This window comes from Zobellella sp. An-6 (genome assembly GCF_052487945.1).
The window spans coordinates 2,632,228-2,657,447 of sequence record NZ_CP199259.1; the positions used below are offsets into that span (position 1 = coordinate 2,632,228).

22 protein-coding genes are annotated in these 25,220 nt (G+C 66.2%); 11 read left to right on the top strand and 11 right to left on the bottom strand.

Annotated elements, in window-relative coordinates:
- Positions 1-84 precede the first annotated feature (84 nt).
- Positions 85-1,560 (top strand): Na+/H+ antiporter NhaC, encoded by a 1,476-nt coding sequence (gene nhaC / locus ACT7DK_RS12260; protein ID WP_445399521.1) that lies wholly within the window; start codon positions 85-87, stop codon positions 1,558-1,560.
- A 232-nt stretch (positions 1,561-1,792) separates the two neighbouring features.
- Entirely contained in the window at positions 1,793-2,170 is a 378-nt protein-coding gene (locus tag ACT7DK_RS12265; RefSeq protein WP_445399523.1) for a helix-turn-helix domain-containing protein, read from the top strand.
- Positions 2,171-2,290: 120 nt separating this feature from the next.
- Here ACT7DK_RS12265 and ACT7DK_RS12270 read toward each other — a convergent pair whose 3' ends face one another.
- The 5 genes from ACT7DK_RS12270 to ACT7DK_RS12290 form a co-directional block, all read right to left on the bottom strand.
- Complete coding sequence (locus tag ACT7DK_RS12270; protein WP_094040527.1) at positions 2,291-2,641, bottom strand: cupin domain-containing protein; 351 nt, start codon at positions 2,639-2,641, stop codon at positions 2,291-2,293.
- Entirely contained in the window at positions 2,638-3,957 is a 1,320-nt protein-coding gene (locus ACT7DK_RS12275) for an NAD(P)/FAD-dependent oxidoreductase (RefSeq protein ID WP_445399526.1), read from the bottom strand. The genes ACT7DK_RS12270 and ACT7DK_RS12275 overlap by 4 nt, the downstream gene beginning before the upstream one ends.
- Before the next feature lie 7 nt (positions 3,958-3,964).
- Positions 3,965-5,338 (bottom strand): FAD-dependent oxidoreductase, encoded by a 1,374-nt coding sequence (locus ACT7DK_RS12280; RefSeq protein ID WP_445399528.1) that lies wholly within the window; start codon positions 5,336-5,338, stop codon positions 3,965-3,967.
- Between the two features lie 71 nt (positions 5,339-5,409).
- Positions 5,410-6,831 (bottom strand): aldehyde dehydrogenase family protein, encoded by a 1,422-nt coding sequence (locus ACT7DK_RS12285; protein ID WP_445399530.1) that lies wholly within the window; start codon positions 6,829-6,831, stop codon positions 5,410-5,412.
- A gap of 2 nt (positions 6,832-6,833) precedes the next feature.
- Positions 6,834-8,021 carry an aromatic ring-hydroxylating oxygenase subunit alpha gene (locus tag ACT7DK_RS12290; RefSeq protein WP_445399532.1) on the bottom strand — a complete coding sequence of 396 codons (1,188 nt, stop codon included), beginning with the start codon at positions 8,019-8,021 and terminating at the stop codon, positions 6,834-6,836.
- A 317-nt stretch (positions 8,022-8,338) separates the two neighbouring features.
- Here ACT7DK_RS12290 and ACT7DK_RS12295 point away from each other — a divergent pair, with 317 nt between their 5' ends.
- Together ACT7DK_RS12295 and ACT7DK_RS12300 are read left to right on the top strand one after the other, a co-directional pair.
- Positions 8,339-10,027: a BCCT family transporter gene (locus ACT7DK_RS12295; protein ID WP_445399534.1), complete on the top strand. Its 1,689-nt coding sequence runs from the start codon at positions 8,339-8,341 to the stop codon at positions 10,025-10,027.
- Between the two features lie 220 nt (positions 10,028-10,247).
- Complete coding sequence (locus tag ACT7DK_RS12300; RefSeq protein ID WP_445399536.1) at positions 10,248-11,936, top strand: BCCT family transporter; 1,689 nt, start codon at positions 10,248-10,250, stop codon at positions 11,934-11,936.
- 51 nt (positions 11,937-11,987) lie between these two features.
- Here ACT7DK_RS12300 and ACT7DK_RS12305 read toward each other — a convergent pair whose 3' ends face one another.
- Positions 11,988-12,914, bottom strand: coding sequence for a LysR substrate-binding domain-containing protein (locus ACT7DK_RS12305; protein ID WP_445399538.1), 927 nt, complete (start codon positions 12,912-12,914; stop codon positions 11,988-11,990).
- Positions 12,915-13,018: 104 nt separating this feature from the next.
- A complete protein-coding gene (locus ACT7DK_RS12310) occupies positions 13,019-13,975 on the bottom strand; it encodes a GlxA family transcriptional regulator (RefSeq protein WP_445399540.1) in 957 nt (318 codons plus the stop codon).
- A 140-nt stretch (positions 13,976-14,115) separates the two neighbouring features.
- Between ACT7DK_RS12310 and ACT7DK_RS12315 the strand changes: the two genes are divergently transcribed.
- The 6 genes from ACT7DK_RS12315 to ACT7DK_RS12340 all read left to right on the top strand — a co-directional run bounded on the left by ACT7DK_RS12315 (position 14,116) and on the right by ACT7DK_RS12340 (position 19,118).
- A complete protein-coding gene (locus tag ACT7DK_RS12315) occupies positions 14,116-15,009 on the top strand; it encodes an MBL fold metallo-hydrolase (protein ID WP_445399542.1) in 894 nt (297 codons plus the stop codon).
- A gap of 63 nt (positions 15,010-15,072) precedes the next feature.
- On the top strand, positions 15,073-15,561 hold the full coding sequence (locus ACT7DK_RS12320; protein ID WP_445399544.1) for an isochorismatase family protein: 489 nt from the start codon (positions 15,073-15,075) through the stop codon (positions 15,559-15,561).
- A 154-nt stretch (positions 15,562-15,715) separates the two neighbouring features.
- Positions 15,716-16,123 carry a GFA family protein gene (locus ACT7DK_RS12325; RefSeq protein WP_445399546.1) on the top strand — a complete coding sequence of 136 codons (408 nt, stop codon included), beginning with the start codon at positions 15,716-15,718 and terminating at the stop codon, positions 16,121-16,123.
- A gap of 200 nt (positions 16,124-16,323) precedes the next feature.
- On the top strand, positions 16,324-17,307 hold the full coding sequence (locus tag ACT7DK_RS12330; protein ID WP_445399548.1) for a TRAP transporter substrate-binding protein: 984 nt from the start codon (positions 16,324-16,326) through the stop codon (positions 17,305-17,307).
- Between the two features lie 3 nt (positions 17,308-17,310).
- Positions 17,311-17,814: a TRAP transporter small permease gene (locus ACT7DK_RS12335; protein WP_445399550.1), complete on the top strand. Its 504-nt coding sequence runs from the start codon at positions 17,311-17,313 to the stop codon at positions 17,812-17,814.
- Positions 17,814-19,118: a TRAP transporter large permease gene (locus ACT7DK_RS12340; RefSeq protein WP_445399552.1), complete on the top strand. Its 1,305-nt coding sequence runs from the start codon at positions 17,814-17,816 to the stop codon at positions 19,116-19,118. The genes ACT7DK_RS12335 and ACT7DK_RS12340 overlap by 1 nt, the downstream gene beginning before the upstream one ends.
- Before the next feature lie 61 nt (positions 19,119-19,179).
- Here ACT7DK_RS12340 and ACT7DK_RS12345 read toward each other — a convergent pair whose 3' ends face one another.
- Together ACT7DK_RS12345 and ACT7DK_RS12350 are read right to left on the bottom strand one after the other, a co-directional pair.
- On the bottom strand, positions 19,180-21,000 hold the full coding sequence (locus ACT7DK_RS12345) for a gamma-glutamyltransferase family protein (protein WP_445399554.1): 1,821 nt from the start codon (positions 20,998-21,000) through the stop codon (positions 19,180-19,182).
- Between the two features lie 173 nt (positions 21,001-21,173).
- The gene (locus ACT7DK_RS12350; RefSeq protein WP_445399556.1) at positions 21,174-22,358 is read right to left on the bottom strand and encodes a cyanate transporter; all 1,185 of its coding nucleotides are present in this window, start codon (positions 22,356-22,358) and stop codon (positions 21,174-21,176) included.
- A gap of 101 nt (positions 22,359-22,459) precedes the next feature.
- On the opposite strand from ACT7DK_RS12350, the gene ACT7DK_RS12355 reads away from it, so the two are divergent.
- Positions 22,460-23,338, top strand: coding sequence for a LysR substrate-binding domain-containing protein (locus ACT7DK_RS12355; RefSeq protein ID WP_445399558.1), 879 nt, complete (start codon positions 22,460-22,462; stop codon positions 23,336-23,338).
- A gap of 41 nt (positions 23,339-23,379) precedes the next feature.
- On the opposite strand, the gene ACT7DK_RS12360 is transcribed toward ACT7DK_RS12355, so the two are convergent.
- Together ACT7DK_RS12360 and ACT7DK_RS12365 are read right to left on the bottom strand one after the other, a co-directional pair.
- Positions 23,380-24,729 (bottom strand): MATE family efflux transporter, encoded by a 1,350-nt coding sequence (locus ACT7DK_RS12360; protein WP_445399560.1) that lies wholly within the window; start codon positions 24,727-24,729, stop codon positions 23,380-23,382.
- Positions 24,730-24,733: 4 nt separating this feature from the next.
- Complete coding sequence (locus ACT7DK_RS12365; protein ID WP_445399562.1) at positions 24,734-25,207, bottom strand: MarR family winged helix-turn-helix transcriptional regulator; 474 nt, start codon at positions 25,205-25,207, stop codon at positions 24,734-24,736.
- Positions 25,208-25,220: the final 13 nt, after the last annotated feature.

Genomic DNA, 25,220 nt, shown 5'->3' on the forward strand with positions numbered 1-25,220 from the left:
TCACCCCTTAGCCTGAGGCATCCCTCGGGATATCAGACCCGGGCCCCCTGCGGGCCTGCCTGCTCAGGATCTAAGGAGAGAACCATGATGACAACGAGAACGCCTCAAAAGCCCGGCTTCTGGCTGGCCTGCCTGCCCATCGCCCTGACCTTCGCGGTGCTGGGCGTACAGCTGTTTTACTTCAACAACTTTACCCCCCATATTCCGCTCGCCATCGGCGTGGCCGTGGCCGCGCTGATCGGCTGGCTGCGCGGCTACCGCTGGCACGACATGGAAGACGGCATCATGCACGTGGTTCGCCTCGGCCTGCAGTCGGTGGGCATCCTCATCATCGTCGGCATGATCATCGGCATCTGGATTGCCAGCGGCACCGTGCCCTATCTGATCAAGCTGGGTTTGAGCCTGATCTCGCCCGAGCTGTTCCTGGCCGCCAGCGTGCTGATCTGCGCCGTGGTGTCGGTGTCGCTCGGCACCTCCTGGGGCACCACCGGCACCGTGGGCCTGGCGCTGATGGGCATCGGCAACGGTTTCGACATTCCCATGTACTGGACCGCCGGTGCCGTGGTGTCGGGCGCCTTCTTCGGTGACAAGATGTCGCCGCTGTCGGACACCACCAACCTGGCGCCGGCCGTGACCGGGGTGGATCTGTTCGCCCATATCCGCAACATGCTGCCCACCACCATTCCCGCCATGCTGATCGCCCTGGTCGTCTACCTGGTGGCGGGATTCAGCCTGATCGGCGAGCAGGCGGTGGACTTCGCCCGCATCGAGAGCATCATCGGCGGCCTGGATCGGCACTTCAGCCTGTCCTGGCCCCTGCTGCTGCCGCTGGCGGTGACCGTGGTGCTGGCGCTGAAGAAAATGCCCGCCCTGCCCACCCTGTTCGCCGGCGCCATGCTGGGCCTGGCCACCGCCATGCTGATGCAGGGAGTGCATCTGCAGCAGGCCTTCGAGTTCATGTTCAGCGGCTACCGGATAGAGACCGGCGTGCGCGAGATAGACGCCCTGCTCAACCGCGGCGGCATCCAGTCCATGACCTGGGTGATCACCCTGATGCTGGTGGCCCTGGCCTTCGGCGGCGTGCTGGAACGTACCGGCTGCCTGGCGGTGATAGTGGAAAAAATCCTGTCCCGCTCGAACAGCTTCGGCGCCATGCAGTCCTCGGCCATCGCCACCTCGGCCATGACCAACGTGATCGGCGGCGACCCCTACCTGTCCATCGCCCTGCCCGGCCGCATGTTCGCCCCGGCCTACAAGGCCAAGGGCTATTCGGCCTTGAACCTGTCGCGCGCCACCGAGGAAGGCGGTACCCTGATTTCTCCGCTCGTGCCCTGGAACGCCGGCGGCGCCGTGGTGATCACCGCCCTCGGGCTCGGCATTGCGGAGGGCAACACCATCAACCTGCTGTACATCCCCCTGGCCTTCGCCTGCTGGCTGTCGCCGCTGATCGGCATGGCCTACGGCTACCTGGGCTGGTTCTCGCCCCGGCTGAGCACGGAGGAAGCCGCCCGGGCACCGACCGATGAGCCGTCCCGTCCAGAGCGGGCTTTCGCCAGGTAAGCCTCCGGTGGCCCCGCCAGGGCGCCGCCATCACCACGCCCGCCGCTGCGGGCGTGGTGGCCTCTTCGCCTTGTCTTCAGAACCTTTTCGGCACAAGGTACCCTCGCATCAGGCAAAACACCCCGGATCTTGCTGCACGGGCTGCCCGCCTGCGCTCCACCAGCAAGGCGCACATCGGCAAACGGCGGTGTTTTCCTGCCCTGAATAACGTTAAGCATCGAAAGTCCTGCTCTTGACGCATATCGAGAAGCAGCAGGACCACGAGCAGACGCTGGCCCTGATGGATGAAATGGTCGACGATTACGACGCCAACAAGGCATTGATTGACATTCTTTCCCTCAGCATTGAGCACTGGGAAGAGCACGCGGACGAGTTCGCCGACTTCACTGCCGCCCTGGCCGAGATGGATAACGGGATCTCCGTGCTGAAAAACCTGATGGCACAGCATCACCTGGGCGTTGCAGATCTGCCGGAGCTGGGCTCGAAAGGCAATGTGAGCAAGTTGCTGAACGGGGTGGACGGTAAAAAGCTGACCTGCAACCACATCGAAGCCCTGAGCCGCCGGTTTGGGGTATCCCCGGCCCTCTTTTTTGAGAGAAATGAAGATTAGTAATGTACGACACCATGTTCAGGACGACCGGTTTTGTCGGATGCGCTTGGATGCGCTTGAAATATTCCAAAAAAAGCCGGCCAATCGGCCGGCAAGGTAGTGCCTGGAGACGGTCTTCGCTCAGACCAGTCCGTGCAGTTCCTTCCAGTTGCCCGGATGAACCACATAGCCGAACAGGGCATGGCCGCCGTAGACCAGCTCGGTGCCTTCCGGGATCCACAGCAGCTGGCCGGGGCGGACTTCATGCTTGCGGCCGTTGGCGGTGAGTTCGAAACAGCCCTCGATCACGAAGATCACTTCGTCATAGAGCACCGTCCAGGCCACCTCGGCGCCTTCCCATCGGGCAAAGCCGACCCCGATATGGGGCGACACCTCGGCGCTCAGGGCGCGGGCCACATAGGCCATGCCCGGCGGCCCGCCGCGCACGCTGAAATCCAGTTGCCGGCTGTCGATCAGTTGCACCTCTTTCACAGTTCGCTCCTGCTCTGCCACTTGGCGAGCCGGATGCGGCTCTTCACGCCCAGGCCAAGGAAAGGCTCGGGCGGGTTCAGGCTGGGCATGCCGGTCACCTGCCGGATGTCCCGCAGCGCCTGGGAGTCGGCGCCCACCGCCAGATCCGCCAGCAGGGTGCCGGAAATGGTGCCCCAGGCCGCGCCCACGCCGTTGTCGCAGGCGCTGGCGAACACCCCCTCCTCGAGCCGGCCGAAGAAGTTGGTGAAGTTGCGGGAGATGGCATAAACCCCGCCCCAGGTATGGGTGAAGGGCACCTCGGCCAGGGCCGGATAACGGGCCAGGAACGCCTTGCGATGGTCGGCCCGGATGCGCTGGCGCATGCCCTCGCTGACGCTGGCGCCGTATTTGGAGACGTGCTTGTAGCTGTTGCGGATCAGGATGCGGCGGTCGGCGGTCATGCGCAGGGTGGTGCCGGCGTGATCCGCCGGGGTCAGCCCCCAGTTCAGCTCGCCGCCGTAGCGGGCCAGCTCCTCGTCGGTCAGCGGCCGGGTCCAGCTGGCGAAGGTCATCACCGGCAGCAGCCGGTTCTTCAGGTAACCGAACTCGCGGGTAAAGATGCTGGTGCCCAGCAGCAGCCTGGGCGTGGTGATGCTGCCCTCGTCCCCCTGCAACCGCCACTGGCCCCGCTCCCGGTGCAGGCCGCGGATGGGCGACTGCTCCAGCAGTTCCACGTTGCCCGGAAGGTGGTCGGCCATGCCGCGCACCAGGGCCGCCGGCTGCGTCAGGTAGCAGCCGGGGGTGAAGATGGCCCGACTGTAGTAAGGGGTGCCGAGCACCTTGCTCAGTTCGCCCTTTTCCACCCAGTGGTAGGGCTCGCCCAGATCCTGCATCAGGTGTTCGAAGTGCTCGAGGAAGGCCTCGCCACGCTCGCCCACCGCGCCCTGGTACTTGCCCACGGCGGACCACTGGCAGTCGATGCCGTGGCGCTCCACCAGCCCCTGCAACTGGGCGATGGCGGCCCGGTTCAGGCCCAGCAGTTTCTGCTTGTGGACCGGATCCGGGTGCTCCAGCGCAAACTTGTGGGGCAGGTCTATGACAAAACCGGAGTTGCGCCCGGAGGCGCCCTCCGCCACCCGCTGGGCATCCACCAGCAGGATGCGGGCATCGGGTTTCAGCTCGGCCAGCCGCCGGGCGGCGGCCAGGCCGGCAAAGCCCGCGCCCAGCACCGCATAGTCGGCCTGTTGCTGGCCCCTGAGCCGGGTGGCCGGGGCCGCCGGCGGCAGCGCCTGGTACCAGCCGCAGCTGTTGTCGTCATTGGGTAAGGCAATCATCATCTCTTCCTCAGGCTGCGGTTCGGGTCGGGTTCAGTTGTTCCAGCCAGCGGCTGCGCTGGCCTTGCAGGCCATGGCCCAGCAGCGCGAAGCCGGTCAGGGTGCCGTCCGGCCCGTAGCAGCCGGCGGCCAGCTCGTTGCCGTGCGACTCCACCTTCCACTCGCCGGGCGCGGGGGCCGGCAGCACGGACAGCGGCAGCACCGGGGTTTTTACCAGCACCGGGGTGGCCTTGAGCGCCGCCCGGGCGGGCTGGCCCAGCAGGCTGTCCACCAGGGCCGGTATGGCCTGGTTGATGGGTGCAATATAGGGAGCCCACTGGCGGTCTACCTCGGCACAATCGCCCAGGGCGAAGATGGCCGGATCGCTGGTCCTGTGCTCCAGGTCGACACTGATGCCCCGGCCGGTGCTCAGCCCGGCGGCCTGGGCCAGGGCGGTGTTGGGGCGCAGGCCCACCGCGCTCAGCACCAGATCGGTGTCCAGTTGCCGGCCGCCCTGCAGCTGCAAGCGATAGCCCTCGCCGCAGGCGTCGATGCGGGCAATGCTGTCCTGCAGCGCCCATTCCACCCCCAGGCCGCTCAGGGCCTGTTGCAGGGCTAGGCCCAGGGGCTGCGGGATCAGCCGCTCCATCGGCCACTGGCCCAGGCCGACCACGGTCACCCCTATGCCCTGGGCCGCCAGATCGTTGGCGAACTCGCAGCCGATCAGGCCGTCGCCGAGTATGGTCACGTGTTTCTTGCCGGCCAGCTGTTGGCGGAAGCGGCGGTAATCGGCGAGATCGTTGACGCTCAGCATGGCCGTCTGTTCGCCCTCAACCGGGATCACGATGGGCGAGGCGCCGGTGGCCAGCACCAGGCGGCCATAGGGATACTCGCCGATGCTGGTGTGCAGCCGTTTGTTTTCCCGATCGATGCGCTCGACCCGGGTATGGGGATACACCCGCACCCCGAGCCGCTGCTCCCAGGCCAGCGCCGGCTCGCTCACCAGGCTGTCGCCGTCCTTGCCCAGCGCCAGGGCGTTGGACAGGGCCGGCTTGCTGTAGAGGGCGCCGTCATCGGCGGTAAACAGGGTGATGGGCAGTTCCGGCGAGCGGGCCCGCAGCGCCGCCGCCAGCTGGTAGCCGCCGTGGCCGGTGCCGATGATCACCACCGGCTCGAGCGCCGGCCCAGCCGCCGGGGTGACGGCGTCGGCCACCGCCGCCAGGGGGGCCGGCTCCTCGTCGGTGATCTCGAGCATCTCGAAATCCGCCTTGGTGACCAGGCAGTCGGGGCAGACCCAGTCATCCGGCACGTCTTCCCAGGCGGTGCCCGGGGCAATGCCGTCCGCCGGCCAGCCCTTGGCTTCGTCGTAGATCAATCCGCAGATGATGCATAACCACTTTTTCATCTTGTCCTCCCCACTACCCTGTTACTGCTTTTTGCAGGCCGGTGACGGCCCTTTGACTCGTTAATCCCGGCTCAACGCAGGCGGATGCCGATATTGCGGGTCTGGACATAGCTGTAGATCGCTTCCTGTCCTTTCTCGCGACCGAAGCCCGACAGTCCCACCCCGCCGAACGGCGTTTCGATGCCGCCGGCGAACCATTCGTTGATGAACACCTGGCCGCCGCGCAGCCGGTTGGCCAGCCGCAGGGTCTGGCTCAGGCCCTCGCCGAACACCCCGGCCACCAGGCCGAAGTCGGTGCCGTTGGCCAGGGCCACCGCCTCGTCTTCGTCGTCGAAGGGCATCAGCACCAGCACCGGGCCGAACACTTCCTCCCGGGCGATGGTCATGTCGGGCGTCGCCTCGATCACGGTGGGCGCCACGAAGTAGCCGGACAGGTCCGGGGCCACGCCGCCGGTGAGCACGCGGGCGCCTTCGGCCCGGGCCTGCTCGACCATCGCCAGCACCCGCTGTTGCTGATCCGCCGACACCACCGGGGTCAGATCCGGGTTGCCTTCGCCCTGGCCGATACTCAGGCCCTCGGCCAGGGCCACCACCGCCGCCTTGACTTCGTCGTAGCGGCTGCGGTGCACCAGCAGCCGCGACATGGCCGAGCACACCTGGCCGGCGTTGAAGAAGATGCCGACTTTCACGCTGGCCAGCAGGGTGTCGAGATCCACGTCCGCCAGGGCGATGGCGGCGGACTTGCCGCCCAGCTCCATCACCGAGGGGGTGGCCCGCTCGGCCGAGTCCCGCAGGATGCGCTGGCCGGTGGGCACCGAGCCGGTGAACACTATCTGGTTGGTGTCCTGGTGTCTGACCAGGTGGCTGCCCACCTCCGAGCCCTTGCCGCACAGCAGGTTGACCGCCCCCAGGGGGAAACCGGCCTGCTCGACGGCCCTGACCAGCAGGGTCATGGCCAGCGGCGAGATCTCCGGCGACTTGATCACCACCGCATTGCCGGCCGCCAGGGCCGGGGCCAGGGAGCGGGCGCAGATGGACACCGGGAAGTTCCAGGGCACGATCTGCACCGACACGCCGAAGGGCACGTACTGGGTGAAATCCACGTAGTCCTTGCCGAGCGGCACCGAGATGCCTTCTATCTTGTCGGCCATGCCGGCGTAATATTCGAAGTAGCGGGCCGCCTCGAGAAACTCGTCGCGGGCGTCGTTCAGGCTCTTGCCGTTTTCCCGGCAGGCCACCAGGGCGCCGTCGTCGGCGATGGCGCGGATGGCCTCGGCCGCCTTCAGCAGCCAGCCGGTGCGAATGGCCGGGCGCACCTCGCTCAGGGCGCCGCTGTCCACGCAGCGGCGGGCGGCGGCCATGGCCAGATCCGCATCCTCGATGCCGGCCTGGGCGATGGTGGCGTAAGGCTCGCCGGTGCCCGGGTTCATCACCGTGAGTCGGCGGGAAGCATCCCGCCACTGGCCATCGATATAGTTCAGGTAATGTTGCATGTTCAGCCCTCCAACGCGGCCTTGGTCTGGGTGGCCAGCCATTTCTGGAAGTAGTGGGTCGGCAGATCCATCTCGGGCGAGAACACGCCGCCGCCGAAGCCGGGGGAATGGCGGCCCTTCTGCATGCCTTCCACCGCGCCGATGTCTTCACCGAACACCACCCGCCAGGACTCCAGGGTGGCGGTACGGCAGCCGGCGTATTCGTCCTTCAGCGACTCGTCGCCTATGTAATAGAGGCGCAGGTTCTCCACGGTTTTTTCCGCGTGGATGGGGTCGATCATCATGGCGAAGGCGTGGTCGGCCTGGATGCCCAGCAGCACGTTGGGGAACAGGGCCACGTATTCCGCGTGGCGCAGCTTGTCTGCCGGCCAGCTCGGGAACTTGGGCAGGTGGGTGCCGGCGGTGTCCGACAGGTTGTATTTGTAGCTGCCCTGCCCCGCGAAACGCTCCTCGAACATGATGTTGTAGTGATCTTCCAGCTTGGAATAGGTGTTCAGGGCCGGGTGCACCCAGGGCAGGTGGTAGGCTTCGCAGTAGTTTTCCACGGTCAGCTTCCAGTTGCTCTGCACCTCGATTTCCAGGTGGCCGCCCATGTTGACCCGGCGCAGCAGGCTCAGGCCCTCGTCGCCCCAGAACGGCTGCCAGCGCTCGACCAGGGGCGCGATGTGCTCCTCGAAGGAGGCAGCGTCGCCGGACAGGTTGACGAACACCATGTCCATCCACACCGCGGAGCGCAGGGCTTTAAGGCCGTGCTTTTCGCACTTGAAGCGCTCGTCCTTGTGCTGGCCGGTGCCGCCGATATGGGGGGTGCCCTTGAGGTTGCCGTCCAGATCGTAGGTCCAGGAATGGTAGGGGCAACGGATCATGCCCTGCACCTCGCCGGCCTCATGCACCAGCTGCATGCCCCGGTGGCTGCACACGTTGTGGAACACCTGCACCTCGCCCTGGCGGTTGCGCATCATCAGCAGCGGCAGGTTCATAAAGCTCACCGGCTTGACGTAGCCGTTTTTCAGCAGGTCGGAGGCGAAACCGATGCAGGCCCAGGTTTTGCCGATAACTTGATCTCGCTCAAAGGCGAAATATTCCTGGCTGGTATAACAGGCATTCGGCATGCCGTTGGCTTCGACGATCGGGTTCAGTACGCTTTCCACCTGCTGTACCGGAATAAGGGTTTGGCTGACGTTGCTCATGCTGTTCTCTCCACAATGGTGCAGTGCTTCCTGCGCTGTTTGTTGTCATTGGCACCCTGGGGTACCGATGGGGGAGAGTGTCGTTAACATGACGGCAACAAACAAACGACTTTTTGGCCGGGTATGGATGAGCTTTTGTCATCCATCCCCGGCCCTGCCCTTCCTGCCCGGAAACCGGTCCGCGGCAGCGGTCATCCATGACCAAAACTCACCGATGGATGAGAATAAATCGATTGAGCGAACCCCCGCCGCGCCCTAACCTCCCCACCATGTTAACAACTGGTTAACTGACAACGAGTAACGCAGAGGGAGGAGTTATGCGTGCGACATCCGGGATCCTGAAGGGACTGAACCCGACCGTGACCATTGCATCCAAGGTGCTGGTGATCGGTTTCGTGCTGTTCTGTGCCATTCTGGCCAACCAGGCCGGGCAATACTTCGAAACCATTTCCGGCGTTCTGCTGCAGAACATGAAATGGTTTTATCTGGGGCTGGTCACCCTGGTGGTCGGCTTTTTGCTGTATCTGATGATCAGCCGTTACGGCCATATCCGCCTGGGCAAGGACGATGAAAAGCCCGAGTTCAGCTACCTGTCGTGGGTGGCCATGCTGTTTTCGGGCGGCATGGGCATCGGCCTTATCTTCTGGTCGGTGGCCGAGCCCATGTGGCACTACGCCGACAATCCCTTTACCGCGGGCTTAAGCAATGAGTCCGCCAGCACCGCCATGCAACTGGCCTTCTTCCACTGGGGTCTGCATCCCTGGTCGGTGTTTATCATCGTCGCCCTGGCGCTGGCCTATTTTTCCTACCGCAAGAACCTGCCCTTTACCCTGAGATCCATCCTCTATCCGCTGATCGGCAACCGCATCTACGGCCCCATCGGCCATGCGGTGGACATCCTCACCGTGGCCATCACCGCCTTCGGCATTTCCCAGACGCTGGGGATGGGGGTCATCCAGATCAACTCCGGCCTGAACCAGGTGTTCGGGGTGGGCATCGGCCTGGGTGTGCAGCTGCTGATCATAGTAGTGCTGTGCACCTGCGCCGTGGCCTCGGTGCTGTCGGGCGTGGGCCGGGGCATCCGCCGGCTGTCCGAGTGGAACATGCTGCTGTCGCTGCTGCTGGTGCTGATAGTGCTCTACGTCGGCCCCACCCGCTACATGCTCAATACCCTGCTGGAAAGCACCGGCAGCTACGCCCAGAACATCGTCGGCATGAGCCTGTGGAGCGATGCCCAGAATGATTCCGGCTGGCAGAACTGGTGGACCGCCTACTACTGGCCCTGGTGGATGACCTGGGCGCCCTTCGTCGGCATGTTCGTGGCCCGCATCTCCAAGGGGCGCACCATCCGCGAGCTGATCGGCGGCGCATTGATCGTGCCCACCCTGATCACCTTCCTGTGGATGTCGGTGTTCGGCGGCGCCGCGCTCAAGGTGGAGCAGGATGCCCGCACCGCCTACGAGCAACGGGCGGTGGTGCTGGCCGAGGCCGGCGAGCCGGCCCAGGAGCCCTTCGCCGGCGGCCCCATACTGGCGGCCACCAAGGCCGACACCACCCGGGCGCTGTTCACCCTGTTCGACAACCTGGATGCCGGCGCCCTGGGCAAGCTGTTGAGTGTGCTGGCCTGCGTGCTGCTCGGTACCTATTTCATCACCTCGGCCGACTCCGGCACCCTGGTACTCTGCACCCTGGACGCCGCCGGCGCCAGCGAGCCGCCGACCATGATACGGGTGCTGTGGGGGGTGATCATCGCCGCCATCGCCGCCGTGCTGCTGTACGCCGGCGGGCTGAAGGCGATGCAGACCGCCTCCATCATCGCCGGCTTCCCCATCGCCATCTTTATCGCGGTGATGAGCCTGACCCTGTTCCACAGCATCCGCCGCGAGCCCAAGCCCTGGGCCATGCTGCCGGATCATGTGCGCCCCGAGCCCGCCCGGCTGGACGGCCCGGTGCCGGAGCCCGCGCCGGAAGAACCATGGCAGGCCGAGCCCCAGTTCGGCAAGTGAGCAAAAAAACGCCGGGCACTGTCCCGGCGTTTTGCTATATGCACCTGAGCCTGACCCAGGCCGTTTCCTCACCTGCCAGCCCGTAATAGGTATCCATTACCAAAACTCACCGGAATCGATAAGATTATATCGATTGAGCCCCACTCCTCCGCACCCTACTCTCGTTTCCTGGTTAATAACTGGTTAACCCTACATCAAGCGCAACGCAGAGGGAGGAATTATGCGTGCCAAATCCGGGATCCTGAAGGGACTGAACCCGACCGTGACCATTGCGTCTAAGGTGCTGGTGATCAGCTTCGTGCTGTTCTGTGCCATTCTGGCCAACCAGGCCGGACAATACTTCGAAGCCGTTTCCGGCATTCTGCTACAGAATGTGAAATGGTTTTATCTGGGTCTGGTCACTCTGTTGGTCGGCTTTTTGCTGTATCTGATGATCAGCCGCTACGGCCATATCCGCCTGGGCAAGGACGATGAAAAGCCCGAGTTCAGCTACCTGTCGTGGGTGGCCATGCTGTTTTCGGGCGGCATGGGTATCGGCCTTATCTTCTGGTCGGTGGCCGAGCCCATGTGGCTCTATGCCGACAACCCCTTCACCACGGGCTTAAGCAATGAGTCGGCCAGCATGGCCATGCAGCTGGCCTTCTTCCACTGGGGTTTGCATCCCTGGTCGGTGTTTATCATCGTCGCCCTGGCGCTGGCCTATTTTTCCTATCGCAAGGGCCTGCCTTTTACCCTGAGATCCATCCTCTACCCTATCATCGGCAACCGCATCTACGGCCCCATCGGCCACGCGGTGGACATCCTGTCCGTGGCCATCACCGCCTTCGGCATTTCCCAGTCCTTGGGGATGGGGGTCATCCAGATCAACTCCGGCCTGAACCAGGTGTTCGGGGTGGGTATCGGCCTCGGCGTGCAGCTGCTGATCATCATGGTGCTGTGCACCTGCGCCGTGGCCTCGGTGCTGTCGGGCGTGGGCCGGGGCATCCGCCGGCTGTCCGAGTGGAACATGCTGCTGTCGCTGCTGCTGGTAATGATAGTGCTCTACGTCGGCCCCACCCGCTACATGCTCAATACCCTGCTGGAAAGCACCGGCAACTATGCCCAGAACATCGTCGGCATGAGCCTGTGGAGCGATGCCCAGGCCGACTCCGGCTGGCAAAATCTGTGGACCGCCTACTACTGGCCCTGGTGGATGCTGTGGGCACCCTTCGTCGGCATGTTCGTGGCCCGCATTTCCAGGGGACGCACCATCCGCGAGCTGATCGGCGGCGCCCTGATCGTGCCCACCCTGATCACCTTCCTGTGGATATCGGTGTTCGGCGGTGCCGCGCTCAAGGTGGAGCAGGATGCCCGCCTCGCCTACGAGCAACAGGCGGTGGTGCTGGCCGAGGCTGGTGAGCCGGCCCAAGCCCCCTTCGCCGGCGGCCCGGTCCTGACCGCTACCAAGGCCGACACCACCCGGGCGCTGTTCACCCTGTTCGACAACCTGGACGCCGGCGCCCTGGGCAAGCTGTTGAGTGTGCTGGCCTGCGTGCTGCTGGGTACCTATTTCATCACCTCGGCCGACTCCGGCACCCTGGTGCTCTGCACCCTGGACGCCGCCGGCGCCAGCGAGCCGCCGACCATGATCCGGGTGCTGTGGGGGGTGATCATCGCCGCCATCGCCGCCGTGCTGCTTTATGCCGGCGGGCTCAAGGCGATGCAGGCCGCCTCCATCATCGCCGGCTTTCCCATCGCCATCTTTATTACCGTGATGAGCCTGACCCTGTTCCACAGCATCCGCCGCGAGCCCCAGCCCTGGGCCATGCTGCCAGAGCACGTGCGGCCAGAGCCGTCCAGTCTGACTGGCTCGTTGCCGGAGCAGGCGCCGGAAGAACCGTGGCAGGCCGAGCCCCAGTTCGGCAAGTGAGCAAAAAAACGCCGGGCACTGTCCCGGCGTTTTGCTATCCAGGGCCTGGGCTCAGGCCAGGCCCTTTTCCCCCACCTGCCCCGGCAACTGCTCCAGCAGCCAGCTGCGGAACAGCTTGACGCTGGCCGGCACCAGGCCCCGTCCCAACGGCTCCAGCATGGAAAAACTGGCCTGGGTACGCAGTACCGTGTCCACCGGCCGCACCAGGGCCCCGCTTTGCAGGTAGTCGTCCACCAGCGAGCCCCAGGCCAGGGCGATTCCCTGGCCGTTGATCGCCGCCTGCAGCAGCATGGGGTAGTTGTTGATGTTGACCCTGTTGCGCGGCGCCATCACCGGCAGGCCCACCGATTGGAACCATTCCGGCCAGTTGAGCCAGTCCCGCTGGGACTCGTCCAGATAGAGCAGGGTCTTGCCAAAGATCTCCTCCGGGCTGTGGCATTCGCCCAACCGCGCCAGGTAGTCCGGGCTGCACACCGGGAACACCTCCTCCGGGAACAGGGGGGTGACCTTCATCTCCGCCGGCGGCACCCGGCAGTAGAACAGCGCGAGATCGCAGTCGAGCCGGCGCAGATCCATGATGTTGTCGGTCGCCAGTATGCGCAGGTCTATTTCTTCGTGCTGTTGTTGAAAGGAGGCGACCTTGGGCAGCAACCAGAGCGCCGCCATGGCGTTGGTGGTGGCCACGGTCACCTGCTGCTCCCCCTGCCACTTCTTGATTTCGCCGGTGGCCTGGGCCACGTCCAGCAGGGCACGGTACACGGTCTGGTAATACTGCAGCCCGGTGGGTGTCAGGGTAATGCTGCGACTGGCCCGCACGAACAGCGCCTTGCCGAGGTAGTCCTCCAGCTGGCGGATCTGGCGGCTGATCGCCCCCTGGGTCACGTTCAGTTCGCTGGCGGCGAGGGTAAAACTCAGATGGCGCGCCGCCGCCTCGAACACGATCAGGCTGTTCATGGGCGGCAGCGGTTTAAGCTTCATGGTCATCCTGGATACAGTCCGGTAACAGTCCGTTTTCGCTTACTTTAACATTTAAACCCGCTGTTCGCTTCTCCGCCGCCGCGCTGGCGAGGAAGCGCAAAACCTCAGCCTTCCACTTCGCCGAATGTTTTGCGCCAGGCCCGGGGGCTGACCTGGTATCGTTGCCGGAAGTGCTGGCGGAACGAGGTCGCCGTTTGAAAACCCACCATTTCCGCGACTTTTTCCACCGAGAAGGAATGGTTTTCCAGCAGTTCAAGGCTGCGCTGCAGGCGCTCGTTCACCAGCCATTCGCCAAAGGTCATGCCGGTGGCCTTGTGAAAATGGCGGGTAAAGGTACGGCGGCTCATGGCGGTGCGGGCGGCGAGCTCGTCGATGCCGTGCGGCCGGGCCAGGTTTTCCCGCAGGTAGTCGAGCAGCCGGTTGATATGGGCGTCCTGGGTGGAAAGGGCGACGGGCTGTTCGATGAACTGGGCCTGCCCGCCCTCGCGGTGCGGCGGCACCACCATGATGCGGGCAACCTTGTTGGCTATCCGGGTGCCGTAATAGGCGCGCACTATGTACAGGCAGCAGTCCAGCCCCGCGCCGGTGCCAGCGGAGGTGATCAGGCGCTCGTCTTCCACGTAGAGCGCGTTGGTGTCGAGCGCCACCGCCGGAAAACGCCGGCCGAAGTCCTGCTCGGCCATCCAGTGGGTCGCCGCCTTGCGGCCATCCAGCAGGCCCGCGTAGGCCAGGGCATAGGCGCCGTAACACAGCCCCACCACATGGGCCCCCCGACTGTGGGCACGCACCAGCGCCTCGGCCAGGGCCGGCTCCGGCGGCACATTCAGATCGTGCCATCCCGGCACCACCACGATGTCCGCCGTTTCCAGCCATTCGAGCCCGCCGTCGGGCGCTATCGTCATCGCCCGCTCGGCCTGCTGCGGCCGGCCGCCGGGAGACACGATTTTAAGTGAAAACAAGGGATTATCCGGCAGCATCGAATCGAATATCGCGTAAGGCACCGACACATGGAAGGGGCTGAAACGTGGATAGAGCACAAGGACAACCAGGGGCCTGGACATAGGAACACCTCACAAACGGCGGGAGCCTCATCCTAACAGCATGGCCCAATCTTTTCGATCATTGGCATAAAGGTCAATTTTTTGGGTGGCCAGAGGCATCGATAATAGCCTCCATCGCTTAACCACTCAGGAGCAATACCATGAAAAGCAACCCCCTCGCCCATTCCCTGATCCTGGCGCTGGCCCTGGGCACAGGCAACGCGGTGGCCCAGTCCGGCTCGACCACAGCCACCACAACGGATGGGCCGTCGCTTCAGCTGCAGCATATCCGCAACGCCACCACCAAGGTCACCTACGGGGACACCACCTTCCTGGTCGACCCCATGCTGGCCCAAAAAGATACTTACCCCGGCTTCGAGGGAACCTACCGCAGCGAGCTGCGCAACCCGATGATCGAACTGCCGATGCCGGCACAAGCGGTGATCGAGGACGTGGACGCCGTCATCGTCACCCACACCCACCTGGACCACTGGGACGACGCGGCCCAGGCACTGTTGCCAAAAACCATGCCGCTGTTCGTCCAGAATGACGACGATGCCGGCCTTATCCGCGCCCAGGGCTTCACCGACGTGCGCGTGGTCGGCGAGCACACCGAGTTCAACGGCATCACCCTGAGCAGGACCGGCGGCCAGCACGGCACCGACCAGATGTACGCCGCCCCGCCCCTCGCCGAACTGCTCGGCGAGGCCATGGGGGTGGTGCTGCGGGCCGATAACGGCAAAACCCTGTACTTGGCGGGCGACACCATCTGGCGGCCGGAAGTGCAGGATACCCTGACCCAGTACCGCCCGGACGTCATCGTGCTCAATACCGGCGATGCCCGGGTGGACGGTTTCGAGGGCTCCATCATCATGGGCAAGCAAGACACCCTGCGCGCCCTCGAACAGGCCCCCCAGGCCACCGTCGTCGCGGTGCACATGGACGCCGTCAACCACGCCGCCCTGAGCCGCGAGGAGCTGAGACGCTTCGTGCAGGAAAAAGGCGTGCAGGACCGGGTGCGGGTGCCGGCCGACGGGGAGGTGATGACATTCTGAATAATACCGGCTGCCTCTATTCCCGGGGCAGCCTTCATCCCGGTTCACCAAAGGAAAAATGCCATGAGCAACGCATTGATCGTGATCGATATCCAGAATGACTACTTCCCCGGCGGCGCCTTCACCCTGGAACATGCAGAAGCAGCCTGCCAGGCGGCCGTGGGAGCGATTGAACAGGCCAGGCGCGACGGCTGGCTGGTGGTGGGCGTGCGGCACCTCAATCCCCCCGAGGCCTCGGCGTTTGTCCCCGGCACCGAAGGCGCGGAACTTCACCCCGCCATCACCGCCGCACTGGGCGATGCCCCGGTCGTCCTGAAGCATCAGGCCGACAGCTTCTTCGACACCGGGTTGGAGCCTATCCTGCGCGATGCGGGCATCACCGACATCTACCTGACCGGCATGATGACCCAGCATTGCGTGACGCATACCGCGCTCTCGCCCCAGGCACAGGGCATGCAGGTCCATATCATCGCCAAGGGCTGCGCGGCGCCCACCCAGGGCCTGAGCGACATCGCGCTACGGGGGTTGGGCGCCCGCTGCCGCCTGGTGTAGCCATAACCACCCTGGCCTGCGGCTTTATCGGCTGCGGGCCGGCGGTGGCCACTTCCCGGCTCGCTGCACTTATGGTTTCATATGAGACATAATCAAGGATGGTGTCCAAAGAACCACTGCTTGTTCCCTGTATCACCCATGCGGAGTAATGACGATGAACTACCCCATCAAGGGCTCCTGCCAGTGCGGCGGCGTAACCTATGAACTGAAAGAACCGCCGCTGATGGTGGTGGCCTGCCACTGCAAGGAGTGCCAGAAGCTCTCTACCAGCGCCTTCAGCATCACCGCCGTGGTGCGCGCCGAGGCGGTGCAATTCGAGGGGGAGATGGCCGAGTGGCGCCGGGTGGCCGAGAGCGGCAACATCAACGGCGCCAGCTTCTGCCCGGTCTGCGGCAACCGCCTCTACCACTTCAATCCCGATGAACCGGGCATCATCAAGCTCAAGCCCTCCAGCCTGGCCGACACCCGCCTGATCCAGCCCAGCGCCCATGTGTGGGTAAGCCAGAAACAGGACTGGTTCCCGATTCCCGAGGGCGTCAAGGTGTTCGACAAGCAACCCTGAAGGGCTTCCAACCCAATAACGGCAAGCAGTACCCGACCCTGCCGTACAAAGATGTAACACAACCCGGCCCTATGTAACGGCCGGGTTAACTCCCGCTTGGCCACGCCGCTGTCGACTATTTCGGCGTCGTTTCTGCGCCTTTTCCGCTTTCGGCAAGTTCCCATACTCGGGTGGAACTCACTCTCAGGGATGACACCACCATGAAACACACCCTTTCCGCCCTCGCCCTTTCCCTCGCCGCCCTGCTGCCGCTGCAGGGGGCCGCCGCCACCCGGATGGACTTTTCCAACGAATACAACCACGGCTCCATCCATGCCGAAGGCGACAGCTACTTTATCGACAAGGTGAAGGAGCTGACCAACGACGAGGTGGTGATCACCCTGCATACCGGCGGCGCCCTGGGCTACAAGTCGGCGGATCACTTCTACGCGGTGGCGGACAACGCCATCCAGCTGGCGGACACCCTGGCCGGCACCCTGGCGGGGATAGACCCGATTTTCTCGCTCTCTTCCCTGCCCTTCCTGGTGCGCGACGAAGACCAGGCCGAGCGGCTGTACCGCCTGGCCCGCCCCCACTATGACCAGGTGTTCGCCGACAACGACCAGATCCTGCTTTACGCCTCGCCCTGGCCGGCCAGCGGCATCTGGGCCAAGCAGGAGGTGGCCTCCGCCGCCGGCCTGAAAAACCTGAAGATCCGCACCTACGACAAGAACGGCACCCTCACCCTGAAGGAAGCCGGCGCCACCCCGGTGAACCTGTCCTGGGCCGACGTGGTGCCCCAGCTTTCCACCGGGGGCATCAGCGCCGTGCTCACCTCCGCCGAGGCCGGCGCCAACGCCAGCTTCTGGGAGCAGCTGCGGCACTACAGCGCCATCCAGTACGCCATTCCGCTCAACATGGTGCACATGAACAAGGACGAGTTCGACCGGCTCACGCCCGAACAGCAGGCCGCCCTGCTGGAAGCCGCGCGCCAGACCGACGCCCACAACTGGCAGCAGGTGCGTACCCGGGTGGCCGCCAACTACCGGACCCTGAACGAGCACGGCGTGGCCATCAGGGAGGAGCTGCCCGCCGATTTCACCCAGGCGCTGCAACAGGCCGCCCAGGTCGCGATAGACGGCTGGCTGAAGGAAACCGGCGAGCGCGGCCGGCAGATCCTCGAGCAGTTCCGGCAGGAAGGCTGAGCCATGGCGGCGCTGATCACCCTGCTCAGCCGCCGGCTCAACCAGCTGGCGGGCGGGCTCGCCATGGGGCTTATTCTCTACATCACCGGCCACATCCTGCTGGAGATAGTGCTGCGGCTGTTCGGCCGTTCCACCTTCGTGCTGGACGAGTTCGTGGGCTACGGGGTGGCCACCATGACCTTTCTCGGGCTCGGCTATGCCCTGGAGCGGGGCTCCCTCATCCGGGTGCAACTGCTGGTGGACAAACTGCCGCCCCGCTGGCACTGGCTGCCCGAACTGCTGGCCACCCTGGTGGCGCTGTTCACCTTCGCCACCCTGGCCTGGTTCTGGGGCCGGAACGTCTGGCGCAGCTACCAGCACGGCACCACCAGCGACACCCTGGCCGACACCCCGCTCTGGCTGCCCGAAGGCATGGTCTGGCTGGGCATGGCGCTGCTGTGCCTCAGCCTGCTGGGCCGGGCGCTCGGCCTCGTTACCCGGGCCGCTAACCGGCAAGGAGAACACTGATGGATACCCTTCTGACCGCGGCCGGGGTGATCGGCCTTATCTTCCTGCTGCTGGGCCTGGGCACCTGGGTGTTTGCCGGGCTGGCGGCGGTGGCGCTGGGCTCGCTGGTGTGGCTGGGCGGTTTCGACCTGGATCGGGCAGGCATGATCCTGAGCCGCATCCTCTACCGCGCCGGCAACGCCTGGGAGCTGTCGGCCATCCCGCTGTTCATCCTGATGGGGGAGCTGATTTTCCGCTCCAATATTTCGGACCGGCTGTTCCGCGGGCTGGAGCCCTGGGCCCAGAAGATCCCGGGCGGCATACTGCACACCAATGTGTTCGGCTGCGCCATCTTCGCCGCCGTGAGCGGCTCCAGCGCCGCCACCACCGCCACCATCGGCAAGATCACCACCCACGAGCTGGCCCGCCGGGGCTACGACCGGCAACTGTCCATCGGCTCCCTGGCCGGGGCCGGCAGCCTGGGCCTGCTGATCCCGCCGTCCATCGTGATGATCGTCTACGGGGTGCAGGCCGAGGTGTCCATCAGCCAGCTGTTTATGGCCGGGGTCATACCCGGCCTGCTGATCGCCCTGCTCTACTCCGGCTATATCGCGGCCCTGGCCCTGCGCCGGCCGGAAAAAGCCCCGCGCGGCACGGCGGCCGGGCTGTCGCTGTTGGCCAGCCTGGCCTGCCTGGCCCCGGTGCTCCTGCTGATTGCCCTGGTGATGGGCTCCATCTACTCGGGCATCGCCACTCCGTCGGAAGCGGCGGCGGTGGGCGTGGCCGCCACCCTGGGGTTGCTGGCGGCAGAGCGGCAACTGAGCCTGGCCATGTTCAAAGAGGCCCTGGCCGCCACCCTGCTCAACGCCACCATGGTGTGCAGCATACTGGTGACCGCCGCCCTGCTCTCCACCGCCATGGGCTACCTGCACCTGCCGCGGGAGCTGGCGGGCTTTATCGCCGGGCTGGAGCTTTCCCCCGCCCTGCTGCTGGTGGCCCTGGCGCTGTTCTATATCGTGCTGGGGCTGTTCCTGGACGGCATTTCCATCACGGTGATGAGCCTGCCCATTACCCTGCCCATCGTGCTGCAGGCGGGGTTCGATCCGGTGTGGTTCGGGGTCTTTCTGGTGATCATGGTGGAGCTGGGGCAGATCACCCCGCCGGTGGGCTTCAACCTGTTCGTGCTGCAGGGGCTGACCGGCGAGCATATCGGCCGGGTGGCCTATTCCGCCCTGCCGTTCTTTATGCTGATGTGCCTGGCCGCCGCCCTGGTGAGCCTGTACCCGGGCCTGGCCCTGTGGCTGCCCCAGTGGCTTGCCGGCTGAGCACTTCCCAACGGCCCCGCCACCTCCGGCCGTCGCCATGGTCCGGGGCGGCGGGGATCGGTTAGTCGCCCATCACCACGCCTTCACGGCGCGGATCGGCGCCGCCGAACCAGCCCTGGTCGGTACGCCCGATCGCCTGCAAACCGCTGGTCATGTCCATTTCGGTCAACTCGTGATCGCGTGACCGGAGCCAATCCAGGGTCTCGGCCGGAAAGCGGTTGTCCTCGAGCAGGGTCGGTGCGCCGAGGGCACCGAAGTTCGGCAGGTTAATCGCGCTCTGGGCGTCCATGCCCCAGTTGAGCATGCCGTACAGCGTCTTGGCGGTGTAGTGGATGATCAGCGCGCCGCCGGGGCTGCCGCCGCTGATCAGCACCCGGCCGCTCGGCTTGTCGAAGACCAGCGTCGGGCTCATCGAGCTGCGCGGGCGCTTGCCCGGCTGCACCCGGTTGGCGGTGGGCAGGCCGGCGGCGTCGTTGGGCGCGAAGTTGAAGTCGGTCAGCTCGTTGTTGAGCAAAAAGCCGCCGGTGTCCGTGCCGTAGGGGTTCACCATCTGGCGGGAGCCGAACTGGGCCTCTATGGTCGTGGTCATGCTCAGCGCCCTGCCCTCGCGGTCGATGATGCTGATGTGACTGGTGCCGTATTCGGGTTGCGGAGCGGACAACCCCAGGGATACCTGCATCTCGCCGGGCCGGCCGGGCTCGGCGGTTTTCATGCTGCGTTCGCCGATCAAGCCGGCTCGGGCGGCGAGGTAGTCGGGTGCCAGCATGCTCGACCAGTTGCCGCCGGGCGGACTGACAAAGTCGGGATCGCCGAGGTACTTGGCGCGGTCGGCGAAGGCGAGCCGCGAGGCTTCGGTGTACAGGTGCAGCCACTGCGGTGAGGGCAGCGGCTTGCCGTCGTCGGTGCGCTGCAACGGCAGTCCGGCGGCTTCGGTATGGCCCAGGATGCCGAGGATCTGGGCGACGGCGATGGCTCCGCTGCTGGGCGGGGGAAAGCCGCACAGCAAATATTCCCGGCCACGGGCATCGTAGTCGCTGCACAAGGGCTCGCGCTGCTTCGGCCGGTAACCGGCAAGATCGGCCAGCGTCATCTGGCCGGGATTGGTCGCATGGCCCCGGACTTTCGCCACGATGGCCTCGGCTATCTCGCCGCGGTGCAAGGCCGCGCTGCCCCGGGCGGCAACTTTCTTGAGCACCGTCGCATAGGGCCGGTTCTGCAGCACATGGCCCACCGGGTAGGGGCTGCCGTCGGGCTGGTAGAAGTAGGCCGCGGCCACCGGATCCTGCCTGAGGAAGGCGTCGGACTCGAGCTGGGTGTACAGACGCGGGCTGATCGCAAAACCCCGCTCGGCGAGCCGGATCGCCGGCTGGAACAGCTCGGCCCAGGGCAGGATGCCGTGCTCGCGGTGGGCAAGCTCGAGCATCGCCACCGCGCCCGGCACCCCCACCGAGCGGCCGCCCACCACGGCCTCGTTGAACGGCAGCGGCGCGCCGTCGGCATCGAGGAACAGGGTTTCATCAACCGCGGCCGGCGCCGTCTCGCGCCCGTCGTAGGCGCTGACCCGCTTGCCGTCGTAATACATCAGGAAGGCGCCCCCGCCAATGCCGCTGCTTTGCGGCTCGACCAGCCCCAGCACCATCTGCACCGCTATGGCCGCGTCCAGCGCCGAGCCCCCCGCGGCCAGTACCTGGCGGCCGGCGTCGGTGGCGAGCGGATTGGCGGCCGCCACCGCATAGTCCCGCAACGCCCAGCCGGGTTTCTCCTGGTAGCCGGAGGCGACCTCGGGCTGTGGCGGCGGGGCCTGGTAGCTGAATGACTGGGGCTGGCCGGTGCAGCCGGCGAGCAGCAGGGATAAGGCGATCGCGTGAACGGATAGCTTCATGGACGACTCCTGTCGAATGGGACCCTTAACGGCCGAATATTCTCAGCGTTGCCAATGGGAATGGGAGGTACCACCCAAACCACGCCTCCTGGAGACCCGATTGAATAACAAGCATGCACCATGGACCCGCCATGGTCGATGACTTTTCGTCCGTGGGCTACGTAAAGCGGGTTTCAGGCCGTCGCCATGGCCTGGGGGTAGCGCCGGGGATCGAAGCGCAGGCAGATCAGCATCACCACGCCGACCAGCCCCAGGTGCAGCGCCCAGCCGCCGGCGAAGCTGCCGCTCGCCTCCCGTACCAGCGACACCGCCAGGGGCCCCGTGGCCGCGATCAGAAAGCCGCCGCCCTGCATCAGGGCGGTGAGCGCGCCCGCCTGCTGCGCCGCGGGCAGATGATCCAGGGCGGTCACCAGCGACAGGGAGAAGTTTCCGCCCAGCCCCATACCGCACACCGCGGCCCACAGCAGCGGGCACTGGCCGGGCCAGAACAGCAGGCCGGCGTAGCCGGTGGCCTGCAGCAGCAGGGTCAGCCACAGCCAGGGGCGCCGGTCCCGTCCCCGCGCCAGCAGGGTGATGCCCACCGCGAACAGCGCCTGGGCCAGGGCCATCGCCGCCACCAGGCCGGCGCTGTCGGCGGCGCTCCAGCCCTGCTGCTGGTAGTAGGGCGCCAGCCAGGTGACCATGGTCGAATAGCCGGCGTTAACCAGGCCGAAGCAGAGCATCAGCTGCCAGGTGCGCGGCCGCCCCAGCAGGCGCCGGGCCAGGCCCGGCTCGGGCGGGCGGCTCTGCCGGTCCGACAGGGTCCGCCAGGCGCAGGCCAGGGCGATGACCGCCGGCAACGCCAGCCAGGCCAGGGCCGCGCGCCAGTCGTGGCCGCCGCCGGCCAGCCGCGGGGTGAGCTGGGCGCCGATGGCGCCGCCGCCCATGATCATGGCCGAATAGAGGCCGGTGACCATGGCCACCCGGCCGGGAAAATACTGCTTGATGATGCCGGGAAAGACGGACTGGACGAAGGCCACCCCCAGCCCGCACAGCAGGGCGGTGAGGATCAGGGTGGTGCCGTCGGGCACCAGCAGCCGGAGCCCCGAGCCCAGCATCAACAGCAGCAGCGCCGTGAGCATGCCCCTGCGGGTGCCCCAGCGGGCCTGGAGCCGCGGCGAAACAAAGGCGCCCACCCCCATCAGCAGGGTCGGCAGCAGGGTCAGCAGCGCCATGCCCACGTAGCCCAGGCCGGTACCGGCCCGGATCGGCTCGATGATGGGCCCGGGCCCGGTGAGAAAGGGCCGCAGGTTCAGGCCAATCAACACCACCAGGAGCAGCATGGCCCCCTGCTCAACCGGCCTGCTTGCTGTCGTCATCGCATCGTCTCTCGGGAATGGGAAAAGGGGGCGGCGGGCTTGTCACCGTCGCTTCGGGCATGGTAGAAGTCGGACTAACTATTTAAAAGTTAAATATTTGAATGGGTACCAGTGCAAAACCAAATAGGCTTCTGTTCGATCTGGATCTGCTGCGGGTGATGGTCACCGTGGCCGACAGCGGCAGCTTCACCGCCGCCGCGGCCCGGCTGCATTCCACCCAGTCCACCATCAGCCAGAAGGTGCGCCGGCTGGAAGAAATGGCCGGACACCGGCTGCTGGAGCGGGGCAACCGGGAGATACGCCCCACCGACGCGGGCGCGGCGCTGCTGGGTTATGCCCGGCGCATGCTGGCGCTGAACGACGGGCTGCTGGAAGCCCTGGCCGGCCCGGAGCTGGCGCTCAGCATCCGCCTGGGGGTGCCGGACGACTTCGTTACCCCGCGGATGACCGCCACCCTGGCCGCCTTCAGCCGCCACTACCCCCAGGTGAAACTGGAGGTCACCAGCGGCCTGAGCCGGGACCTGACCGCCGGCTACGATCACGGCGAGCTGGATCTGATCCTCGTCAAGCAGCGGCGCCACAGCCGGGCCGGGGTGGCCTGCCGCCCCGAGCCGCTGCTGTGGCTGGACAGCGCCGCCAACCCGGCCTGGCGGCAGGATCCGCTACCGCTGGTGGCCTTTCCGCCCCGGGGCCTGTACCGGGACGACATGATCACCGCCGTCGAGCAGGCGGGCCGGCGCTGGCGCATCAGCTTCACCTGCTCCAGCCTGAGCGGCATCCAGGGCGCGGTGGCCGACGGCCTGGGCGTCACCCTGCTGCCGGCCCGGGCCCGGACCCCGGCGCACCGGGTGCTGACCGAAGAGGACGGCTTTGCCACCGTGGACACCATGGAGGTGGTGATACTGCACCGGCCCACCGCCGATCCCCTGGTGCAGGCGCTGGCCCGGCAGCTGACCGGCCTGCTGGACGACGCCGGCTGATCCGAGCCGGCCAGCTTGCACGGAGGCTGGCCGGCTCCCGTTCAGCGCCGTTCGCCCAGCGGCACGGCCGGCACGGCTAGCCGCCGCCACTGGCGCCACAGCAGCCAGCCGGCGAACAGCGACAGGCAGACGTTGGACAGGGGCAACGCCAGCCAGACCCCGTCCAGTCCCAGCCAGAGCGGCAGCAGCGCCAGAAAGGGCAGCTGGATCAGCATGTTGCCCAGGGTGATCAGGGTCGCCTGCCGGCCCAGGCCGAGGGACTGGAACCAGCAGGCCGCCAGCACCAGGAAGCCGTCCAGGAACAGGGCCCACAGGTGCAGCCGGATGGCCCTGGTGGTGGCCGCCAGCAGGGCCGGATCTTCCCCCATAAAGGCCGAGGCGAACCAGGCCGGCGCCGCCATCATGGCCAGCACCAGCAGGATGCCGCCCCCCACCCCGACCAGGCAGGCCAGGCGCAGGGTCTGGCGCACCCGCGCCGACTGGCCGGCACCCTGGTAGTAACTCACCAGGGGCTGCATGCCTCCCGCCACCCCTTCCGCCGCCAGGTAGTAAAAGGCCATCAGATAGCCGGCAATGCCGTAGGCCGCCACCTGCACCGCCTGGCCGTGCTTGAGCAGCAGCAGGTTGTGCAGCACCACCGCCAGGCTGAGGTAGAGGTACATCAGCATGCTGGAAAAGCCGGTGCCCAGCAGCACGGCACCCGCCCTGGGCCGCCACCGCCAGGCCCGGCGGTCCAGCGGCGCCCGGCTGCGGCGGCTCAGCACGAACCACAGGCATACAACCACCACCAGCGCCTGGCTCAGCAGGGTGGCCAGGGCGGCGCCGGCGAGCCCCCGTTGCAGCCAGGCGATGAACACCGCATCCAGCAGGATATTGCCGATGGCCCCCAGCAGCAACGCCAGGGTCGCCAGCCGGGGCGCCCCCAGGTTGCGCACCAGGAACGGCAGCGCCACGCCGGCCATCACCAGGGGCGTGGCCGGCGCCATCAGATCCAGGTAGGCCTGGGCATGGTCCGCCACCGCGCCCTCGGCCCCCTGCCAGGCCAGGAACCAGGGGCTCGATCGGGTCAACCCCAGGGCCAGCGGCAGCCCCAGCAGCGGCAGCAGCCACAGGCCCTGGGCCACGAACAGGGCGGCGCGGCCACGCTTGCCGCCGCCCTGGGCCAGGGACGCCTGGGCCCCGGTACCGATGCCGACCATCATGCCGGTGGCCAGCATGATGCCCACCCAGGGCCAGGCCAGGTTGATACCGGCCAGGCCGTCGCCGCCGATGAAATGGCCGACGAAGATGCCGTCGACCACCTGATAGGTACCGCTGACCAGCAGCGCGGCCAGCGACGGCAGGGTGTAGTGCCAGAAGGCGCGCTGGAGCGGCGCCGAACCCAGGTTCATGGCGTCAGTCCTGCTTGCGGGGGGACAGATCCGCCGTGGGCAGCGGCCCCCGGGGCAACGCCAGGGCGCGGCAGGCCTTGGCCAGCAGCCGTTCGAGCTGCTCGAGTTCCGCCGGGCTCAGTTCGCGGCTCATGGCCGCCGCCGTTTCCCGGTAGACGCTGGTTTCTTCCTTCTGCAGGTAGAGCGCCTTGTCGGTGGGCAGCAGGCGGCTGGCCCGGGCGTCCTCGGGGCAGGCCTCGCGCCGCAGGTAGCCCTGGCGTTCCAGCTTGCGTGCCATGGTGCTGGCCGAGGCCTTGCTCACCTGCATCAGCGCCGCCAGTTCGGTCAGCCGCAGCCCCTGCCCCTGGGCCGACATCAGCCCGTAGAGGTATTCCAGTTCGCTGCTGGTCAGCTCCATGCTGCCGCTCTGGCGCGAATGCTCGCGCCAGCGGTGCCAGATAAACCACTCCAGTTGTTTCAGGCTGTCGGTCAGCGCCATGGCATCCTCCCCG

What these genes read in the sequence shown, in the direction of transcription:
- ACT7DK_RS12280 (WP_445399528.1), bottom strand. Translation starts at nt 5,338, where the DNA reads ATGAAAAAGTGGTTATGCATCATCTGCGGATTGATCTACGACGAAGCC.
- ACT7DK_RS12330 (WP_445399548.1), top strand. Translation starts at nt 16,324, where the DNA reads ATGAAACACACCCTTTCCGCCCTCGCCCTTTCCCTCGCCGCCCTGCTG.
- ACT7DK_RS12365 (WP_445399562.1), bottom strand. Translation starts at nt 25,207, where the DNA reads ATGGCGCTGACCGACAGCCTGAAACAACTGGAGTGGTTTATCTGGCAC.
- nhaC (WP_445399521.1), top strand. Translation starts at nt 85, where the DNA reads ATGATGACAACGAGAACGCCTCAAAAGCCCGGCTTCTGGCTGGCCTGC.
- ACT7DK_RS12275 (WP_445399526.1), bottom strand. Translation starts at nt 3,957, where the DNA reads ATGATGATTGCCTTACCCAATGACGACAACAGCTGCGGCTGGTACCAG.
- ACT7DK_RS12320 (WP_445399544.1), top strand. Translation starts at nt 15,073, where the DNA reads ATGAGCAACGCATTGATCGTGATCGATATCCAGAATGACTACTTCCCC.
- ACT7DK_RS12315 (WP_445399542.1), top strand. Translation starts at nt 14,116, where the DNA reads ATGAAAAGCAACCCCCTCGCCCATTCCCTGATCCTGGCGCTGGCCCTG.
- ACT7DK_RS12350 (WP_445399556.1), bottom strand. Translation starts at nt 22,358, where the DNA reads ATGACGACAGCAAGCAGGCCGGTTGAGCAGGGGGCCATGCTGCTCCTG.
- ACT7DK_RS12345 (WP_445399554.1), bottom strand. Translation starts at nt 21,000, where the DNA reads ATGAAGCTATCCGTTCACGCGATCGCCTTATCCCTGCTGCTCGCCGGC.
- ACT7DK_RS12355 (WP_445399558.1), top strand. Translation starts at nt 22,460, where the DNA reads ATGGGTACCAGTGCAAAACCAAATAGGCTTCTGTTCGATCTGGATCTG.
- ACT7DK_RS12285 (WP_445399530.1), bottom strand. Translation starts at nt 6,831, where the DNA reads ATGCAACATTACCTGAACTATATCGATGGCCAGTGGCGGGATGCTTCC.
- ACT7DK_RS12360 (WP_445399560.1), bottom strand. Translation starts at nt 24,729, where the DNA reads ATGAACCTGGGTTCGGCGCCGCTCCAGCGCGCCTTCTGGCACTACACC.
- ACT7DK_RS12300 (WP_445399536.1), top strand. Translation starts at nt 10,248, where the DNA reads ATGCGTGCCAAATCCGGGATCCTGAAGGGACTGAACCCGACCGTGACC.
- ACT7DK_RS12305 (WP_445399538.1), bottom strand. Translation starts at nt 12,914, where the DNA reads ATGAAGCTTAAACCGCTGCCGCCCATGAACAGCCTGATCGTGTTCGAG.
- ACT7DK_RS12325 (WP_445399546.1), top strand. Translation starts at nt 15,716, where the DNA reads ATGAACTACCCCATCAAGGGCTCCTGCCAGTGCGGCGGCGTAACCTAT.
- ACT7DK_RS12290 (WP_445399532.1), bottom strand. Translation starts at nt 8,021, where the DNA reads ATGAGCAACGTCAGCCAAACCCTTATTCCGGTACAGCAGGTGGAAAGC.
- ACT7DK_RS12335 (WP_445399550.1), top strand. Translation starts at nt 17,311, where the DNA reads ATGGCGGCGCTGATCACCCTGCTCAGCCGCCGGCTCAACCAGCTGGCG.
- ACT7DK_RS12340 (WP_445399552.1), top strand. Translation starts at nt 17,814, where the DNA reads ATGGATACCCTTCTGACCGCGGCCGGGGTGATCGGCCTTATCTTCCTG.
- ACT7DK_RS12295 (WP_445399534.1), top strand. Translation starts at nt 8,339, where the DNA reads ATGCGTGCGACATCCGGGATCCTGAAGGGACTGAACCCGACCGTGACC.
- ACT7DK_RS12310 (WP_445399540.1), bottom strand. Translation starts at nt 13,975, where the DNA reads ATGTCCAGGCCCCTGGTTGTCCTTGTGCTCTATCCACGTTTCAGCCCC.